Annotated in this window: 15 protein-coding genes; 13 read left to right on the top strand and 2 right to left on the bottom strand. The window is 29.3% G+C overall.

Translation table 11 applies throughout. From position 1 onward, the window contains the following. Positions 1–489 precede the first annotated feature (489 nt). From J2Z25_RS11325 to J2Z25_RS11305, 5 genes are all read left to right on the top strand, one after another. Entirely contained in the window at positions 490–1,206 is a 717-nt protein-coding gene (locus J2Z25_RS11325; RefSeq protein ID WP_209740564.1) for a pseudouridine synthase, read from the top strand. Between the two features lie 521 nt (positions 1,207–1,727). Then, positions 1,728–2,549 (top strand): DUF5692 family protein, encoded by an 822-nt coding sequence (locus J2Z25_RS11320; protein ID WP_209740562.1) that lies wholly within the window; start codon positions 1,728–1,730, stop codon positions 2,547–2,549. A gap of 223 nt (positions 2,550–2,772) precedes the next feature. After that, positions 2,773–4,992, top strand: coding sequence for a DNA helicase PcrA (gene pcrA / locus J2Z25_RS11315; RefSeq protein ID WP_209740561.1), 2,220 nt, complete (start codon positions 2,773–2,775; stop codon positions 4,990–4,992). 180 nt (positions 4,993–5,172) lie between these two features. Further along, positions 5,173–7,164: an NAD-dependent DNA ligase LigA gene (ligA, locus tag J2Z25_RS11310; protein WP_209740559.1), complete on the top strand. Its 1,992-nt coding sequence runs from the start codon at positions 5,173–5,175 to the stop codon at positions 7,162–7,164. A 6-nt stretch (positions 7,165–7,170) separates the two neighbouring features. Further along, the gene (locus J2Z25_RS11305; protein WP_008680894.1) at positions 7,171–7,458 is read left to right on the top strand and encodes a hypothetical protein; all 288 of its coding nucleotides are present in this window, start codon (positions 7,171–7,173) and stop codon (positions 7,456–7,458) included. Between the two features lie 77 nt (positions 7,459–7,535). Here the strand turns inward: J2Z25_RS11305 and J2Z25_RS11300 are convergent, their stop codons facing one another. Continuing rightward, positions 7,536–8,513 carry an ATPase gene (locus tag J2Z25_RS11300; protein ID WP_235840745.1) on the bottom strand — a complete coding sequence of 326 codons (978 nt, stop codon included), beginning with the start codon at positions 8,511–8,513 and terminating at the stop codon, positions 7,536–7,538. A 546-nt stretch (positions 8,514–9,059) separates the two neighbouring features. On the opposite strand from J2Z25_RS11300, the gene J2Z25_RS11295 reads away from it, so the two are divergent. The 3 genes from J2Z25_RS11295 to J2Z25_RS11285 are packed head-to-tail and all read left to right on the top strand — an operon-like array spanning position 9,060 to position 11,279. After that, entirely contained in the window at positions 9,060–9,872 is an 813-nt protein-coding gene (locus J2Z25_RS11295) for a transporter substrate-binding domain-containing protein (RefSeq protein ID WP_035285490.1), read from the top strand. Positions 9,873–9,922: 50 nt separating this feature from the next. Then, entirely contained in the window at positions 9,923–10,570 is a 648-nt protein-coding gene (locus J2Z25_RS11290) for an amino acid ABC transporter permease (RefSeq protein ID WP_035286039.1), read from the top strand. Beyond that, complete coding sequence (locus J2Z25_RS11285) at positions 10,557–11,279, top strand: amino acid ABC transporter ATP-binding protein (protein WP_209740557.1); 723 nt, start codon at positions 10,557–10,559, stop codon at positions 11,277–11,279. The genes J2Z25_RS11290 and J2Z25_RS11285 overlap by 14 nt, the downstream gene beginning before the upstream one ends. A gap of 43 nt (positions 11,280–11,322) precedes the next feature. On the opposite strand, the gene J2Z25_RS11280 is transcribed toward J2Z25_RS11285, so the two are convergent. Beyond that, the gene (locus J2Z25_RS11280; protein ID WP_209740555.1) at positions 11,323–12,060 is read right to left on the bottom strand and encodes a GntR family transcriptional regulator; all 738 of its coding nucleotides are present in this window, start codon (positions 12,058–12,060) and stop codon (positions 11,323–11,325) included. Between the two features lie 236 nt (positions 12,061–12,296). Between J2Z25_RS11280 and agaB (J2Z25_RS11275) the strand changes: the two genes are divergently transcribed. The 5 genes from agaB (J2Z25_RS11275) (at position 12,297) to J2Z25_RS11255 (ending at position 18,935) form a co-directional block, all read left to right on the top strand. After that, positions 12,297–12,770, top strand: a complete 474-nt coding sequence (gene agaB, locus J2Z25_RS11275) for a PTS galactosamine transporter subunit IIB (RefSeq protein ID WP_008680886.1) — start codon at positions 12,297–12,299, stop codon at positions 12,768–12,770. A gap of 29 nt (positions 12,771–12,799) precedes the next feature. Next, the gene (agaB, locus tag J2Z25_RS11270) at positions 12,800–13,267 is read left to right on the top strand and encodes a PTS galactosamine transporter subunit IIB (protein WP_008680885.1); all 468 of its coding nucleotides are present in this window, start codon (positions 12,800–12,802) and stop codon (positions 13,265–13,267) included. Between the two features lie 12 nt (positions 13,268–13,279). Continuing rightward, complete coding sequence (gene agaC, locus J2Z25_RS11265; protein ID WP_008680883.1) at positions 13,280–14,074, top strand: PTS galactosamine transporter subunit IIC; 795 nt, start codon at positions 13,280–13,282, stop codon at positions 14,072–14,074. After that, positions 14,061–14,861, top strand: coding sequence for a PTS galactosamine transporter subunit IID (gene agaD / locus J2Z25_RS11260; protein ID WP_097032994.1), 801 nt, complete (start codon positions 14,061–14,063; stop codon positions 14,859–14,861). Before agaC ends, agaD begins: the two co-directional genes overlap by 14 nt. A 111-nt stretch (positions 14,862–14,972) precedes the next feature. Continuing rightward, on the top strand, positions 14,973–18,935 hold the full coding sequence (locus tag J2Z25_RS11255; protein ID WP_209740553.1) for a discoidin domain-containing protein: 3,963 nt from the start codon (positions 14,973–14,975) through the stop codon (positions 18,933–18,935). Positions 18,936–19,038: the final 103 nt, after the last annotated feature.

Raw genomic sequence — 19,038 nt, 5'->3', positions numbered from 1 at the left:
CTGAATTATGGAAAAAATTTTTTGATAAATTACATTATTATAAATAGATAAAATTAATAGCAAAAAAGGATGTCTAGATGAATAATTTAAAAATCATTTATGACATCCTTTTATTTATAATTTTATTAAGGTTACCATTTTCAAAGAAATAGTATAAGAAGAGGAATTGATATGGATAAAAGAAAATATATATGGATTGTTTTATTGATATTAATACTCTTTATAGATATTAATCAATTAGTAAATATTATATACTTGACTTATTGTTACATCAATTACATCAAAGTGATTTAGAAGTTGAACAAGTAAAGATATATAGAGTAGCATATAATATTATGTATAAGGATGAATTATTAGATTCAATAGGAAATGGTGAAAAACTCTTTCACTTTTCACTCTTTCATTTCTCTTTCTTCTTGTTTATTTTTGCTTTAAGTAATAAAATAGTGGATAAAGGCTTAACATAATATTAAGAAGGAAGGTGCTTAAATGGAAAGACTAGATAAGGTTTTATCTAATTTAGGATATGGAACTAGAAAAGAAATTAAGCAGGTAGTTAGAAAAGGACTTATTGAAGTAAATGGAGAAATCGTTAAGGATAATGGCATGCAAATTGATCCAGAGGTTGATAAGGTTTTAGTAAATGGAGAAGAAATATTTTATAGAAAATACATATATTTAATGATGAATAAACCAGATGGTGTTGTATCCGCAACTTTTGATAATAGAGATGAAACTGTTATTGATTTGTTAGAAATAGAGCATCAGGTTTTTGAGCCATTTCCAGTTGGAAGATTAGATAAGGATACGGTTGGACTATTATTATTAACTAATGACGGAGAACTAAACCATAGATTAATATCGCCAAAGTGGAAGGTTGACAAAGTTTATTATGCTAAGATAGACAAAAAGGTTACAGAAGCAGATATTAAGAAGTTTAAAAATGGAATTACTTTAGATGATGGATACATATGCAAAGAAGCTAAATTAGAAATTTTAGAATCTTCAGATAGTGGATCAGAAGTCATGATTACTATTCAGGAAGGAAAATTCCATCAAGTAAAGAGAATGTTTGAAGCTGTTGACAAGAGTGTGGTGTATTTAAAAAGAGTTGAATTTGGAACTTTACAATTAGATAAGGATTTGGAAGAGGGCGAATATAGAGAACTAACTGAAGAGGAAGTTGCAATTTTAAAAGGGTTTTAACGAATGTTTGAATAAAATGAAGGTTTATCATTCATAAAATACAACTTTACAATAATATTTTCAAAATATCTTGCATTTTATAAAAAGATGGACTATAATATTTTTGCAAGGATAAATAAAAGGAATAAATAGCCCCCTTTTTATTTATTGCTTATTGCTAAAGCGCAACCTGGCCCCAAGGGTTGCGTTTTTTGTTGTTTTTAAATAATTACAAACGTTTACTATTTGTAAAATTTATTAATTAGCTAAAAGAAAACAATTTCAATTATTATATTGATTTTATATTTATTTTAATATTATTTACAGAGATTTAAATAAACTTGTAAATAATACGTTATTAAGTAAAGTTATAATCATAAAAATGCAAGAAATAAGTCAATTATAAATATAAATGACTTATTTCAATTCAAATATTGAAATATAATGGGGCATGATTAGAGAATTATTGACGATTATAGTACAAAAGTGTAAAATTATAACAAGAGAAATATATACACAATATACAATTAGGGGGAGTTATAATGAAAACTATACCATGGTGGCAATATTTGCTTTCAATGACAGCTTATATTGCTATTTTATATTTATTGGTTGAATTAGCTAGAAAGTATCTTAAGACAACTACAGTTATAGGTATCTTAGCTGTATTAGCATTTCCGTTATGGTTTAAAACTTTTGGAGATAATTGGTTTAGGCTTGGAAAAGTGTTACTAGTTGTTATTCCAACGTGTTTTGTAAACATTTGCAGAATGATCAACAAGTATAAGGGTAAGGGAATAGAGGCTTTAAGGAAAAATTGGGTGTTTTGGGTATTATATGTTGTTCTTTTCTTAAACATATTGGAAGCTTCTATAAAAGATCTTACTTTAGGAAATTATTTAAACTTTGCAGCTGGAATGTTATGCGCAATAACAATACCACTTCCACCAAAGTATTGGAAATTTGGATCTAAGGAAGGCTGGGCAGAACTAATTTGTGATATTCCATTAATGTGGTGTTTATTTTATACTACATGGAATGCAGGATTTGTTTATGCTGAAAATACAGGATATTTTGCAAGTTCAATATGTATATTAATAGTTCCAGAAATTTATTCTTTAATAAGAAAAAGATCAGATTTATGGTTACATGCTAGAGTTTATACATTAGCAATTCATATATTTATAAGAGCTACCTTTGGAGATATATTTGCTCCTATTATGGGATCAGATGCGTGGAGAAATGAGAGTATAATTCCTATAATAGGAATGTTTAATTTAGTATTTGGAATAATATATACAATATGGTGGTTTAAAAAAATAAGTAGTGAAAAGAATAAAAATATGAATACTTTAACTGCTTAAAATTTTTAGGTTTTGTTATTAATTCATGTTTAAATTAAAAAATTAACTTGGAATTTGAAATAAGTGTGAAAATAGATATACTACAATTTTAAAATAGTATATCTATTTTATTTATGTCTACTTATATATTTCAAATTACTATAATCTAATTAATGCTTTTAGGCAACAATATAAAAGATATGTATGTTATAATATGTTAGTAATAGGAAAGGAGTCTGTATAGATGGATTTAAAGTCATTACTTAACAAAGAGCAATATGAAGGGGCTACTACTATAGAAGGTCAAGTATTAATATTAGCAGGAGCTGGTTCAGGTAAAACCAGAGTTTTGACACATAGAATGGCTCATATGATAGACGATTTAGGAATTTTACCATATAAAATATTAGCTATTACCTTCACTAATAAAGCTGCAAAGGAAATGAAGGATAGAGTTAAAGCTTTAATAGGTGAAAGAGCAGAGGATATGTGGATATCTACATTTCACTCAACTTGTGTAAGAATACTTAGAAGAGAAATAGAAAAGCTAGGATATAAAAAGAGCTTTACAATATATGATACTTCAGATCAAAAGACACTTATAAAAGAGTGTATGAAAGCTTTAAATATAAATGATAAAGATATAACTGAACAAGAAATAATGAGTAAAATAGGTAAGGCTAAAGATAATATGCAAAGCCCTGCAAGTTTTATGAGAGAGCATGAAAGCAATTTTAGAGAAAAGAAAATAGCAGATGTTTACGAAATGTATCAAAAGAGATTAAAAGAAAATAATGCTTTAGATTTTGATGATTTAATATTTAAGACCGTAGAGCTATTCAAACAAGATAAAGAAACCTTGGAATTCTATCAAAGAAAATTCCAATATATTATGGTAGATGAGTATCAAGATACTAATAAAGTTCAATATGAATTAATTAGACTTTTAGCAGAAAAATACAAAAATGTATGCGTGGTGGGAGATGATGATCAGTGCATCTACCAATGGAGGGGCGCAGATATAAGAAATATATTAGATTTTGAAAAAGATTATCCAGATGCAAAAGTTATAAAGCTTGAGCAAAATTATCGTTCAAAAGGAAATATATTAGATGCTGCTAATGTTGTGATTGTAAATAATGCAAATAGAAAAAGTAAGGTTTTAAGAACAGAGCAGGAATCAGGAAATAAAATAAAAATTTATAGAGCTTATTCAGATAGTGATGAAGGAGATTTTGTTGCAACTCAAATAAATAAAATAAAAGAAGAAGAAAATAAAAGCTACAAAGATTTTGCAATTCTTTATAGAACTAATGCTCAATCACGTATATTTGAAGAAAGCTTAAGAAGAAAAGCTATTCCTTATAAAATTTTAGGTGGAACAAGATTCTATGATAGAAAAGAAATTAAAGATATGATTTCATACTTAAAAGTATTAGTTAACCCAACTGATAGTATAAGCTTAAGAAGAATTATAAATGTTCCAAAGAGAGGTATTGGAGATGCAACTGTAAATAAAGTAGTTGATTTTGCAGATGATTATGAATTACCTTTATGGGATGCATTAAGCACAGTAAGAAATATTCCAACTCTTACAGCAAGAAATTGTGGCGGAATAGAAATATTTATGGAAATGATGGATAAGTTCATGGAAATGAGCGAAATAATGCCTGTATCAACATTAATAAAAACTATATTAAAGGAAACAGGTTATATATCAGAACTTGAAAAATCAAAAGAAATAGAAGACAAGAGTAGAATAGAAAACTTAAAGGAATTAGTTTCAGATGCCGTTGATTTTGAAAGAAGTAGTGAAGATAAAAGTCTTTCAGCTTATTTAGAAAAAGTATCATTAGTTCAATATACAGATAAGCTTCAAGAAGAAGAAGATACTATAGTTCTAATGACTGTTCATAGTGCGAAGGGATTAGAGTTCCCAGTAGTATTTATGGTTGGTATGGAAAATGGAATCTTCCCAGGTAATGCTTCATTTGAAAGTGATGTTGAAATGGAAGAGTCAAGAAGATTATGTTATGTTGGTATAACTAGAGCAAAAGAACAATTATTCATGACTTCAGCAGAAGTTAGGAGACAATTTGGTAGAACTGTTGCGTATCCACAATCAGATTTCATTGCTGAAATAAAAGGTGATTTAAAGGAATATGTTTCAGGAAACAACTCAGCACAAAGTGCAAGAGCTACAATGTTCCCAAGAGAAAATAGATTTAGCAATCCGCATAGCTTAAGAGGCAATTCAATGCAAAAGCCAAAAGCACAAACTATACAATCATCTGTTTCAAGTGATGATGTAACAATAGGAAGAAAAGTAAAGCATAGTAAGTTTGGTATTGGAACAGTAGTATCAATATCAGATTCAGGAAGTGATAAAAAACTTACAATAGCCTTTGATAACCAAGGTGTAAAAATACTGATGCTTTCATTAGCAAACCTGGAATTAATGTAGTATTTTACAAAGTAAAATAGTGAAAGAATGAAAAAATTAAGGAAAAAATCCTTACAGGATTTTAGAATTTAGAATAAAGTATAATTTATATTAATTTTAAGTTTTGCGAAGCAAAACAACCTCAATTCTTTCACTCTTTAATTCTTTCATTTTTTCCATTACAAGAAAGGTGTGTTTTATTTGGATAAGAAACAGCGAATAGAAGAGTTAGTAAATGAATTAAATAGATATGCATATGAGTATTATTCATTAGATAATCCTTCAGTTTCTGATAAGGATTATGACAAGAAGTATGATGAACTTAAAAAGTTAGAAGAGGAAACAAATTATGTTCTTCCGTACTCACCTACTTTAAGAGTTGGAGATAGGGTATTAGAAGGTTTTAATAAGTATACTCATAAGGCAAGACTTTGGAGTTTAGATAAGGCTCAAAGTTTAGAAGAATTAAAAGATTGGCATAATAGAAATCTTAAATTTATTAGAGAGATGAATTCAAGAGGAGAAGATCTACCAGAGCCTAGATATGTACTTACTAAAAAGTTTGATGGATTAACTGTTAACTTAACTTATGATGAAAATGGAATATTATCATCTGCTGCTACAAGAGGAAATGGGGAAGTAGGAGAAGAGGTTTCAGCTCAAGTTAAAACTATAAAATCAATACCATTAAAGATAAATAACGATGATTTATTTGAAATTCATGGTGAAGCCATAATGACTACAGAGGCTTTTGAAAATTACAATAAAAATGCAGATGTGCCACTTAAAAATTTAAGAAATGGTGCTGCTGGAGCGTTAAGAAATCTAAATTTAAAAGAAACGGCTAAGAGAAACTTATCAGCATTTTTCTATGATGTAGGATATAAAGAAGGTGAAGGCTTTAAGACTTATGAAGAGATGTTAAACTTCATAAAAGATAAAGGGCTTCCAATGGATGATTATATAAGGTATTGTACAACTATTGAAGAAATAGAAAAAGAAATAGATTATATTAGGGAAATAAGATTTGATTTAAATTACGATATTGATGGAGTTGTTATTGCTATTGATGATATAAGAACTAGAGAATTAATGGGATATACAGTGAAATTCCCAAAGTGGGCAATAGCATATAAGTTTGAAGCACAAGAAGCTACAACAAAGTTAGTTGATGTAGAATGGAATGTTGGTAGAAGTGGAAGAGTAGGGCCTACTGCTATATTAGATCCTATAGATTTAGCAGGAGTAACTGTAAAAAGAGCAACTTTAAATAATATAGATGATATAAGAAGAAAAGGTGTAAGAATAGGAGCAGAAGTTTTTGTAAGAAGGTCTAATGATGTTATTCCTGAAATAATGGGAGTGGTAACTGAATCATTAGAAGGAACAGAAGAAATAAATGTTCCAGAAGTTTGTCCAGCGTGTGGGGCACATCTTGTACAAAATGGAGTGCATTATTTTTGTGAAAACACTCTTTCATGTAAACCTCAAATGGTTAAAACTATTGTTCACTATGCATCAAGGGATGCTATGAATATTGAAGGATTTTCTGAAAAAACAGCTGAACAATTATTTGAGAAGTTAGATATTAAATCTATAGCAGATTTATATAAGCTGCAAAAGGAAGAATTATTGCAATTAGATAAATTTGGACCAAAGAAGGCACAAAACTTATTAGATGCAGTTGAAAAGAGTAAGGATTGTGAACTCTATAGATTTATATATTCATTAGGGATTCCTAATGTTGGAGTTAAAACTGCTAAAGATTTAGTAAATAAATTTAAGTCTTTAGAAGGTTTAAAAAGTGCTAGTTTTGATGATTTAGTATCAGTACAAGACGTAGGAGGCATAGTAGCTAAATGCGTATTAGAGTTCTTCAAGGAAGAAAAAGCAGTAAATACAATAAATGAGCTTTTAGAACTTGGAGTTAATCCGAAGTTTGAAGAAAAACAAATAATCTCAAGTCCTTTTGAAGGAAAGACAGTTGTTGTAACAGGAACGCTACAAAATTATTCTAGAGGCGAAATAAAAGCAAAATTAGAATTATTAGGGGCTAAAGTTTCAGGAAGCGTAAGTAAGAAAACAGATTTTGTAATAGCTGGAGAAGAAGCAGGATCAAAGTTAGACAAAGCTATTGAACTTGGAGTAAAGGTCTTAAATGAAGATGAGTTTGAGGATATAATAAAGGAGTAAAAAAGAATGGATAAATTTAGAGTTAAGGATATTTTTACAATAATATGTACCTTAGCTGCAATATCGACAAGTGTAATTATAGTCCTTACATTCTTAACAACATATCATTTCATAAATAATATGCCTATATTTAATTCATATCTGTTGTTACAAATTGGTATATGTGTAACTATGATATTATGGGCAATAAGATTTTTTCTATATAGAAAAGGAAGAGAAAGATATATATATACATCAGTGTGTATAATAATTTCAATTATAAGTTTATTTTTTGTAATGAACTCAGTGAAATAAAGTTTGCTAGATAAAATAACTAAAAGGAGAAGTAGCATTATAGGGTGTTACTTCTCCTTTTTTCATAACTATTATTTTTACTGAGGGATGTATTTTTCAAATTTTTGAATTACTTCATCATAGATTTTGTCTAATGTTTTAAAATCTATTGCATTTATATAATAAGATTCTAAGTCATCATGAAGTTTATGTGCTTCAGAAATAAAGTGTAAGGCTTTATTAGTTAATTCATAAAAGATTTTTTTATCATAATCCACGTCTTCTTTATTACTTAAAAGTACAGATTTATTACAGTAATCTTCAATATTATATACTTTTCCATCGAAAGAGTTTTGACTAATTTCATTTTCTGTTACTACACATGTAGAAATTTCAGGTATAATAATATGCTCTATTCTTTCAGGAATAAAAGGATCATGCATATATTCCACGAAGTATCCTTTCTTTTGAGCAAGCTTACCTATTTCGGTTAAAATGGTAGTTTTGCTAAATCCAGGTCCGCCTTTTAATACAAACTTATGCTTTAAATCAAATGTAAGTTCCTTAGCAAAGGTGATTATTCCATCAGGTGTAAAAGCCGTTGCAAATAAATGTCGTTCATCACCAAAGCCAGCTTTTTGCTTATTAAATATTTCTTCTTTCAAGCTTTCTGTTATAGTCACTATTTTACTATAATCTAAAGCTTTGGAGTTTAATTTACTCCAATCATCATGAACAGATTTTGCTGAATATAGGAATCTGTAAGCTCTTTGAAAGTTGTTGCTAATATTCTTACAAACATCGATAATTTCCCTCTTGTGCAAAGAAAGATCATCAGTGTTAAGGGCAACTCCCATATTAAGAATTTCATCAACAGCACCTGGATGAATTGGATCAACCATATGAGGGGAAGTTCCATCAAGAATAGCTAATCCGAGTTCTTTTATAACAACACCATCTAGGGAATTACTGTCAGAAGAGCAGTGATGATATTCTATTGTATATCCTTTATCCTTAAAATGAGTAGCTACTTTTTTCATTAAAGAAGATTTTCCTGTACCAGGACCACCTTTCATACAGATAATCCTATTTGCATCTTCCTGTGTGAGAATGTACTTATAAAAAGAATAAAATCCTTTGTGAGTGTTTCCTCCAGGAAAGAGATGTCTTTCTTTTGAATGTGTCAACTATATCACTCCTAAATATTGTTTTTCGGTTAAGTTTTAATAATAATATATGTATTTATTAGAAAAATGAAACATTATAATTAAGTTTTATTTGAGTTACAAAAAGAGTAGAGTTAAGTGAAACATAAATAATTGGATAATATTATCCTAGTGTTAATTATGCAAACTATACATATTATGTATAATTAATAGCTGACAACTTTTAATTATGCATAAAGTTTCAGTGGATGAAAAGACAAAAAATATTATGAAAATTTATTTTTATAAGTAAAATATGCTGATTTCTTTAATATTTTTATTAAAATACTATAAATAATAAAAAATATTAAAAAAATATAAAAAAGGTATTGAATAAAAATGAATAATGGGTGTATAATTATACTATCGTAATTAAAGAGAGAATGTATATTTAATCATAAAGAGGGGGATTTAATAATGAAAAAAGGAATTATAAAGAAGATATTAGCTGTAACAATTGTTGGGGTTATGGGACTAGGGTTGATAAGCTGTGGAGCAAAAAAGGATAAGCTATCAGCAATAAAAGACTCAGGAAAATTAGTAGTAGGGTTAAGTGCTGATTATGCACCATATGAATTTCATATTTTAGATGAAAATGGACAAGATCAAATTGTTGGATTTGATGTTGATATAGCAAAAGAAATAGCAAAAGACCTTGGAGTAGAATTAGAATTACAAGATATGAATTTTGAAAACTTAGTAGCTGGAGTTTCTTCAGGTAAGATTGATTTAGCTATATCAGGAATGACACCAGATGAAGAAAGAAAAAAAGCAATAGATTTTTCAGAGATATATTATGTAGCTGAACACGGTATGTTAGTAAGAGCTGAAGACAAGGATAAATATAAAACTTTTGAAAATTTAAAAGGACAAAAGGTTGGAGCACAAATGGGGGCTATTCAAGCGAAAATTGCAGAAGAAAAAGTTCCAGAAGCAGATCTTCAATTACTTTCAAATGTTAATGATTTAGTTCTTGCTTTAAAAGGTGGGAAAATTGAGGCTTTAGTAGTAGAGTTGCCAGTTGCAGAAATGATAGTTAAAAATAATCCAGAACTTATAATAGCAGAAGAAAAAGTAAAAGATACTGAAGGTGGATCAGCAGTTGGAATTCAAAAGAATCAAGAAGCTTTAGTTGAACAAATAAATTCAACAATTAATAGAATTAAAGAAGAAAAATTGTTAGATCAATTTATTATAGAAGCAAATGAATTAGCGGAAAAGCAAAAATAGTAAGGAGAGTGTAAGCTTTGACATTAGATTTTAGTGTATTAGCTGGAAATATGCAGTATTTCTATACTGGTATTAAGTGGACAATATTAATATCACTTTTAAGTGTTTTATTTGGAGTTATATTTGGTGCATTATTAACTCTTATGAAAAGATCAAAATTTAAAATTGGGAAGGTAAAGCCTTTAAGTATAGTAGCAACAGCTTATATAGAAATTATTAGAGGAACACCAATGTTACTACAAATTATGTTGGTTTATTATGGATTCGATCAATTATTGAATATAAATATGGATCCTCTACCAGCTGGTATAATAGCAGTTTCTTTAAATTCAGCTGCATATGTTTCTGAAATTATAAGAGCAGGTATAGATGCTGTAGATAAAGGGCAATTAGAAGCTGCAAGAAGTTTAGGTATGAATCAATTTATGGCAATGAAGCTTATAATAATACCTCAAGCAACTAAGAATATATTACCTGCTATAGGTAATGAATTTGTTACAGTAATAAAGGAATCTTCAATGGCATCTGTAATAGGAGTTGGAGAAATTATGTATAGTGCAAAAGTTATTACAGGAAAAACTTTTAGAGCATTTGAACCTTTAATTGTTGCAGCTGTATTCTATTTTGTTATTACATTTACACTTGGAAGAGTTATGAATTATATAGAAAGGAGAATGAAGGCTAGTGATTCACGTTAATAATTTACACAAATATTTTGGAGACAATGAAGTTTTAAAAGGCGTTAATGATCATATAAAAAAAGGTGAAGTTGTTGTTGTAATAGGGCCTTCAGGATCTGGTAAAAGTACTTTTTTAAGATGCTTAAATTTATTAGAAGAGCCAACTAAAGGTGAAATAATATTTGAAGGACAAAATATAACAGATAAAAATATTGATATAAATAAAATAAGAGAAAAGATGGGAATGGTGTTCCAACAATTTAATTTATTCCCTCATAAGACAGTATTAGAAAATATAACAATAGCACCTATAAACGTAAAGAATAAATCAAAAGCTGAAGCTGAAAAAATTGCTAAAGATTTATTAGTTAAGGTTGGATTATTAGAAAAAGCAAATGCATATCCAGCATCATTATCTGGAGGACAAAAGCAAAGAATAGCAATAGCAAGAGCTTTAGCTATGGAACCAGATGTTATGTTATTTGATGAACCAACATCTGCTTTAGACCCAGAAATGGTTGGAGAAGTTTTAAATGTTATGAAGAATTTAGCTAAAGAAGGAATGACTATGGTTGTAGTAACTCATGAAATGGGCTTTGCTAAGGAAGTTGGGGATAGAATATTATTTATGGATGGCGGAAATATAGTAGAACAAGGAACTCCAGAAGAAATGTTCACAAATCCTAAAAACTCAAGAACTATAGATTTCTTATCTAAGGTATTATAAAAATAAAAACAGTTTTACAATGTTGTAAGACTGTTTTTATTTTTTATAAGGGTAGGTTATTTCCTAGATAATTGCGAGATAGATCGGTTTTAAATATATATTTATCCCCTCTTATAATAGATACTGTATATTGAATTAGTATATCGTTTTCATATGAGAATCTCTCTAACATTGTACAAGGATCCTTAGAAGAAATTTTTAATAAATCACACTGCCAATATCTTGGAAGTACTGGTCTAAAGGTTTCTATAACTCTATCTAATTGTAAATCATATTTTTTAGTAAGATATGAAGCCATTGATCCTTTTTCTATTTTCCCAATTTCTATATGATAAAATCTATTTTGAGGAAGATAAATGGTTTCAATCATTATTGGGCAAGAGTCGGCAAACCTCAAACGAATTATTTTGTGAAATATTTCATTACACTTCCTTCCTAATTTAGAAGCTAGTACATCATTAATTGAAACTAATTCATGTCCAATTATTACGTTACTGACATTTATATTTTTATTTCTTAGCTCATCTGTAAAAGAATAAAATTTAAATAAGTTCTGTTCATAAACTATTGGTTTTACAAAGGTTCCCTTTCCTTGGACTGTATATATATATCCATTAAATTTTAAATGATTAAGAGCCTGTCGTATTGTAGATCTACTTACGTGATAACGTTCGCACAAAGCTCGCTCTGATGGGAGCGATGAGTTCTCGTTAAAATTCCTTTGTTCTATACTAGAAAGAATTTTTTCAGAGATATCTACATAAAGAGGTTTCTCAGCCATAAAATCACTCCTTAAAGCAAAAGTTGTTAATTTAAATTATATACTAACTTAGTATGTAATTGAAATAAGAAGATTAGATACAAATGATACTACTGGTATATATTTCAATTAAATACAATTTATAAAAGTGGTTCATAATTATTCAAAAGTATTGTAAATAATAAATGAATAAATATAATTAAGTCATACAGTAAATGTAAATGAATACATAAATTTGGGTTAGGAGGAAGGGACAAGTGAGTAAACCAAATATAGTATTAACAAGGGTAGATAATAGACTGGTTCATGGGCAAGTGGGATTAACATGGACAACGTCATTAGGGGTTAACTTAGTTATAGTAGCCGATGATAAAATTTTGGAAGATAAATTTCAGCAAGATTTAATGAGAGTAATAACAAATACAGCAGGAGTAAGTATAAGATTCTTTACGATAGATATGACTATTAAAGCTATACCAAAGGCAAGTGAAAGACAGAAGATATTTTTGGTTTGTAGAACATTAGAAGATGCAAGGAGATTAATAGAAGGAGGTGTTCCAATAGAAGAATTAAATATAGGAAACTTACATTTTGTAAAAGGAAAAAAAGCGATAAGTAAAAAAGTATATGTCAATGATAAAGATTTAGAAGACTTAGAGGCTATAAAGAGTACTAAAATAAAAATATTTATTCAAGATGTTCCAGGAGATATTAAAGAGTATATTAAATAAAATAAAGAAAGACATAGGGGGAATTATTAATGCCAAATATATTACTAGTAAGGATAGATAATAGATTAGTACATGGACAAGTTGGAATAACGTGGACTACTTCTTTAGGAGCAAATTTAATTGTTGTAGCAGATGATTTAAGTGCAAAGGATCCATTACAACAGCAACTGATGAGAATTACAGCAGAATCTTCTGGGGCGGGAATAAGATTTTTCACTATTGAAAAGACAATAAATATAATTCATAAAGCATCTCCTGCACAAAAGATATTTATAGTATGTAGAACACCAAATGAAGTAAGAGCATTAGTAGAAGGTGGGGTTCCTATAAAAGACGTAAATGTTGGAAATATGCACTTTGATAAGGGAAAGAGACAAATTAGTAAGAAGGTTTATGTTGATGATAAAGATTTAGAAGATTTAAGATTTATAAAGTCAAAGGGAATAAATGTATTTATACAAGATGTTCCTGGAGATATTAAAGAAAATATAAAATAGGGAGGATTTATAATGCAAAGTATTACTTTAATTCAAGGTATCCTTTTGGCAGTAATGGCGACTATAGTAGGAATTGATTTTTGGTTAGAAGGATTATTTATTTTTAGACCTATCATAGTATGTACACTAACAGGAATTATTTTAGGGGATTTACAATTAGGATTATTAGCGGGAGGACTTACTGAATTAGCATTTGCAGGGTTAACACCAGCAGGGGGAACACAACCACCAAATCCAGTTTTAGCAGGAGTTATGACAACTGTTATAGCATATACTACTGGAAAAGATGCGGCTACAGCAATTGGACTTGCATTACCATTTAGTTTCTTAATGCAATATGTAATTTTATTTTATTATTCAACATTTTCTTTCTTTATGAATAAGGCAGATAAATTTGCAGACGATGCTGATATAAATGGATTAATTAAATTAAATATATTAACTACTTTAATAGTAGCATTAACTTATGGAGCAATAGTATTTTTATCTGCATACGTAGCACAAGATGCTATGCAATCTTTAGTAAATTCAATGCCATCTTGGCTTACTCATGGATTTGAGATAGCGGGAGGAATATTACCAGCAGTTGGATTTGGAATGTTATTAAAGGTAATGTTAAAGAAGCAATATATACCATTTCTAATAGTAGGATTTGTTGTAGCTTCATTTGTGCAATACTCTAACTTATTACCAGTAGCGGTAATTGGAGCTGCATTTGCTTTATTTACTTACAATCTTGATAAGGATAGGGAAAGCTTAATAGTTAAATCAAATAATGAAGGAGATGATTTAGGTGAAGGAATCTAAGAAAGTATTGACTAAAAAAGATATTACTAAGCTTGGTCTTATGTCATCATTTTTACAGGCAAGTTTTAATTATGAGAGAATGCAAGCAGGTGGATTTACAGTAGCACAACTGCCATTTCTTAAGAAAATATATAAGAATGATAAGAAAGCTATATCAGATGCAATGAGTGATAATCTTGAGTTTATAAATACACATCCAAATTTAGTTGGATTTTTGATGGGATTACTTATTTCTTTAGAAGAAAACAATGAAGATAGAAGTATTATTAAAGGATTAAAGGTTGCTTTATTTGGACCATTAGCAGGAATAGGAGATGCAATATTTTGGTTTACTTTATTACCAATAGTTGCAGGGATAAGTGCTTCTTTTGCAATGGAAGGTAGCGTGCTTGGACCAATAATATTCTTTACCGTATATTTAATAGTATTTATATTAAGAATTGCTTGGACTCATTTAGGGTATAATTTAGGAGTTAAAGCTATAGATAAAATAAAGCATAATTCAAAAGTTATAGGAAAAGCAGCAACAGTTTTAGGAGTAACAGTAATAGGTGGATTAATAGCATCTTATGTAAAAATAAATGTTTTAACAAATATAGTTGTTAATGAAAGTAAAACAGTATCATTACAAACTGACTTTTTTGATAAGATATTCCCTAATATTTTGCCATTAGGATATACATTATTAATGTATTTCTTAATAAAAAATAAGAAAATTAGCCCAGTAGTACTTATTTTCTCAACATTCATAATGTCTATATTACTTTCATTCGTTGGAATTTTATAGTTAAGTAAATAAATTAAAAGCTATCCTTTTGCTTCTTAGTGTTTCTTAAATATCTAAGATAGTCTTTGGGGTAGTTTTATTTTTATAAATTATTTATAGGGAGGAATAAAAATGAAAAAAAGAATTTTAGCTACTTTTATTACAGCTATGTGTGGACTGGGATTTTTTTCGAACTGGACTTCAAGTAATGCTTATAATTTAATTGATAATATTAGTGTTGAAAAATTAGATACTGATATTTCACAAGCAAATGAAAATGTTTTTTTGAATGGAAATGGAATTGCTTTAGAAGTAGACAATAGAGGTGCTACATGTATTTATCTAGTAGATGAAAATGGAGTTAAAACAAAAGCTACGACTTCTTTAGATACAGCAGATTTTTCAGGTTATCCAATAATAGGTGGACAAAAGATAAGAGATTTTGTAATTATATCAAAAAATCTAGAAGAAAACATAAACTCGATATTAGGTGTTGGAAATAGACTTACTATTATATCTAAAAGTTCATCTACTAATCTGATAAGAAAGATAGTATTAGAAACATCTAACAGCAATCCAGGAGCAATATATTCAACAGTAAGTTATAAAGCAGAAAGTAACGATTTATTAGTAGATAGCTTTCATGAAAATGAGTATACAATGAGTTTAGGGCAAGGACCTTTTCTTGCATATCAAGGGTGTGCAGATCAACAAGGAGCAAATACTATCGTTAATGTTACTAATGGATATAACCATAATAGTGGACAAAATAATTATTCTGTAGGAGTTCCATTTAGTTATGTTTATAACTCTGTGGGGGGAATTGGAATAGGTGATGCATCAACTTCAAGAAGAGAATTTAAGTTGCCTATTATAGGAAAAGATAATACAGTTTCATTAGGAATGGAGTGGAATGGACAAACTTTAAAAAAAGGTGCTGAAATTGCTATAGGTACAAGTGTTATAACTGCAACAAATGGTGATTATTATTCTGGGCTAAAGAGTTACGCAGGAGTTATGAAAGATAAGGGAATATCTGCACCAGCTTCAATACCTGATATAGCATATGATTCTAGATGGGAAAGTTGGGGATTCGAATTTGATTTTACAATAGAAAAAATAGTTAATAAATTAGATGAACTTAAAGCGATGGGGATAAAACAAATTACTCTAGATGATGGGTGGTACACTTATGCTGGTGATTGGGAATTAAGTCCTCAAAAGTTTCCAAATGGAAATGCAGACATGAAATATCTTACAGATGAAATCCATAAAAGAGGAATGACAGCTATTTTATGGTGGAGACCAGTAGACGGAGGGATAAATAGCAAATTAGTATCTGAACATCCAGAGTGGTTTATTAAGAACTCACAAGGGAATATGGTTAGGTTACCAGGGCCTGGAGGCGGAAATGGAGGAACAGCAGGATTTGCATTATGTCCAAATTCAGAAGGTTCAATTCAACATCATAAAGATTTTGTAACTGTGGCATTAGAAGAATGGGGATTTGATGGATTCAAAGAAGATTATGTATGGGGAATACCTAAATGCTATGATAGTTCTCATAAACACTCAAGTTTATCAGATACATTAGAAAATCAATATAAATTCTATGAAGCTATATATGAACAGTCCATAGCGATAAATCCAGATACTTTTATAGAATTATGTAATTGCGGAACACCTCAGGATTTTTATTCAACACCATATGTGAACCATGCACCAACAGCAGATCCAATTTCGAGAGTACAAACAAGAACAAGAGTGAAAGCATTTAAAGCTATATTTGGAGATGATTTTCCAGTAACAACAGATCATAATTCAGTTTGGTTACCGTCAGCATTAGGTACAGGATCAGTTATGATTACTAAACATACAACATTAAGTAGTTCAGATAGAGAACAATATAATAAATACTTCGGACTTGCAAGAGATTTAGAGTTAGCAAAGGGAGAATTTATAGGAAACTTATATAAATACGGAATAGATCCATTAGAGTCATATGTTATAAGAAAAGGAGAAGATATTTATTATTCATTCTACAAAGATAATTCTAGTTATTCAGGAAATATAGAAATAAAGGGATTAGACAGTAACGCCACATATAGAATTGAAGATTATGTTAACAATAGAGTTATTGCTAGAGGAGTAAAGGGACCAACAGCGACTATAAATACAAGCTTTACTGATAATTTATTAGTTAGAGCAATACCAGATGATACACCAGCAGAGGTTACTACATTTGATGTTGGAAATAATACAATATTATCATCAACAGATAGTGGAAATTCTAAATATTTAAATGCTGTTTCTACTACATTAGAAAAGACAGCAACAATAGATAGTTTAAGTATTTATATAGGAAATAATTCAGAAAGTGGAAAACTACAAATTGCTATTTATGACGATAATAACGGGAAACCTGGTACTAAAAAAGCTTACGTAGAAGAGTTTGTTCCTACTAAAAATAGTTGGAATACAAAGAAGGTTGTAAATTCTGTTACATTACCTTCAGGGCAATATTGGTTAGTTTTCCAACCTGATAACGATGTACTACAAACAAAAACTAATCCATCATCCATGAAACAAAGTGCTAACAATAATCCATATAATTATAATATATTACCAAATTCATTTCCTATTGGAACAGGATATAATGCTTATAAAGGCGATGTATCTTTCTATGCAACCTTTAAAGAAGCAAGCAGTCAAGCAATTCCTCAAAATTCTTGGGCTCTAAAATATGTAGATAGTGAAGAAACTACAGGGGAAAATGGAAGGGCTACAAATGCTTTTGATGGTAATAATAATACTATTTGGCACACAAAATATAGTGGCGGAAACGCTGCACCAATGCCGCATGAGATTCAAATTGATTTAAGAGGAGTATATAATATAAATCAAATTAATTATCTACCAAGACAAGATGGAGGAACCAATGGTACAATAAAGGACTATGAAGTTTATTTAAGTTTAGATGGAGTGAACTGGGGACAACCTATATCAAAAGGAACCTTTGAATCAAACTCTACAGAAAAAATAGTAAAATTCAACGAAACAAAATCTAGGTATGTAAAACTTAAAGCTCTGTCAGAAATTAATAATAAACAATTTACTACAGTAGCTGATTTAAAGGTATTTGGATGGGAGATATCCAAAATAGAAAAACCATTACAAAATGCTGAAACTTATTTGAATATACCAACTTATGATGGATTAAATCAAAGTACTCATCCAGATGTCAAATATTTTAAAAATGGTTGGAATGGATATAAATATTGGATGATAATGACCCCAAATAGAACAGGTAGCTCAGTTGCTGAAAATCCTTCAATACTAGCATCTAATGATGGAATAAATTGGGAGGTTCCTGTAGGTGTTACAAATCCTATAGCTCCAATGCCACAAGTAGGACATAATTGTGATGTCGATATGATATATAATGAAGCAACTGATGAGTTATGGGTGTACTGGGTAGAATCAGATGATATAACAAAAGGATGGGTTAAATTAATAAAATCAAAGGATGGAGTAAATTGGAGTTCTCAGCAAGTGGTAGTTGATGATAATAGGGCAAAATATAGTACTTTATCACCATCTATAATATTCAAAGATAATAAATACTATATGTGGTCAGTTAATACAGGAAATAGTGGTTGGAACAATCAAAGTAATAAAGTTGAATTAAGAGAATCAAGTGACGGAGTAAATTGGTCAAATCCAACAGTTGTAAACACATTAGCTCAAGATGGTTCTCAAATATGGCATGTAAATGTAGAATATATACCATCAAAAAACGAATATTGGGCTATATATCCAGCATATAAAAATGGAACAGGTAGCGATAAAACAGAATTGTATTATGCGAAATCAAGTGATGGAGTAAATTGGACAACTTATAAGAATCCTATATTATCAAAAGGAACATCTGGTAAATGGGATGATATGGAGATATATAGAAGTTGTTTTGTGTACGATGAAGATACAAATATGATAAAGGTTTGGTATGGAGCTGTGAGTCAAAATCCACAAATATGGAAAATAGGTTTTACTGAAAATGATTATGATAAGTTTATTGAGGGTTTAACACAATAATATCTTTAATAAAAGGAGTAAGAATATAGTATAAAATTACTTTTTCAACTCCTTTTATCTTTTTTGTAGTACTAATTAAATATTTTTACAAAATATACAAAAA

Source organism: Clostridium tertium (genome assembly GCF_017873245.1).
Taxonomy (GTDB): Bacteria; Bacillota; Clostridia; order Clostridiales; family Clostridiaceae; genus Clostridium; species Clostridium tertium.
Note: the sequence above shows the minus strand (reverse complement) of the source record. Positions and strands in the feature narration are given on the sequence as shown.

Coding starts and splice junctions, on each gene's coding strand:
- J2Z25_RS11325 (WP_209740564.1), top strand. CDS start 490: ATGGAAAGACTAGATAAGGTTTTATCTAATTTAGGATATGGAACTAGA.
- J2Z25_RS11320 (WP_209740562.1), top strand. CDS start 1,728: ATGAAAACTATACCATGGTGGCAATATTTGCTTTCAATGACAGCTTAT.
- pcrA (WP_209740561.1), top strand. CDS start 2,773: ATGGATTTAAAGTCATTACTTAACAAAGAGCAATATGAAGGGGCTACT.
- J2Z25_RS11305 (WP_008680894.1), top strand. CDS start 7,171: ATGGATAAATTTAGAGTTAAGGATATTTTTACAATAATATGTACCTTA.
- J2Z25_RS11300 (WP_235840745.1), bottom strand. CDS start 8,513: ATGAAAGGTGGTCCTGGTACAGGAAAATCTTCTTTAATGAAAAAAGTA.
- J2Z25_RS11295 (WP_035285490.1), top strand. CDS start 9,060: ATGAAAAAAGGAATTATAAAGAAGATATTAGCTGTAACAATTGTTGGG.
- J2Z25_RS11290 (WP_035286039.1), top strand. CDS start 9,923: ATGCAGTATTTCTATACTGGTATTAAGTGGACAATATTAATATCACTT.
- J2Z25_RS11280 (WP_209740555.1), bottom strand. CDS start 12,060: ATGGCTGAGAAACCTCTTTATGTAGATATCTCTGAAAAAATTCTTTCT.
- agaB (WP_008680885.1), top strand. CDS start 12,800: ATGCCAAATATATTACTAGTAAGGATAGATAATAGATTAGTACATGGA.
- agaC (WP_008680883.1), top strand. CDS start 13,280: ATGCAAAGTATTACTTTAATTCAAGGTATCCTTTTGGCAGTAATGGCG.
- J2Z25_RS11255 (WP_209740553.1), top strand. CDS start 14,973: ATGAAAAAAAGAATTTTAGCTACTTTTATTACAGCTATGTGTGGACTG.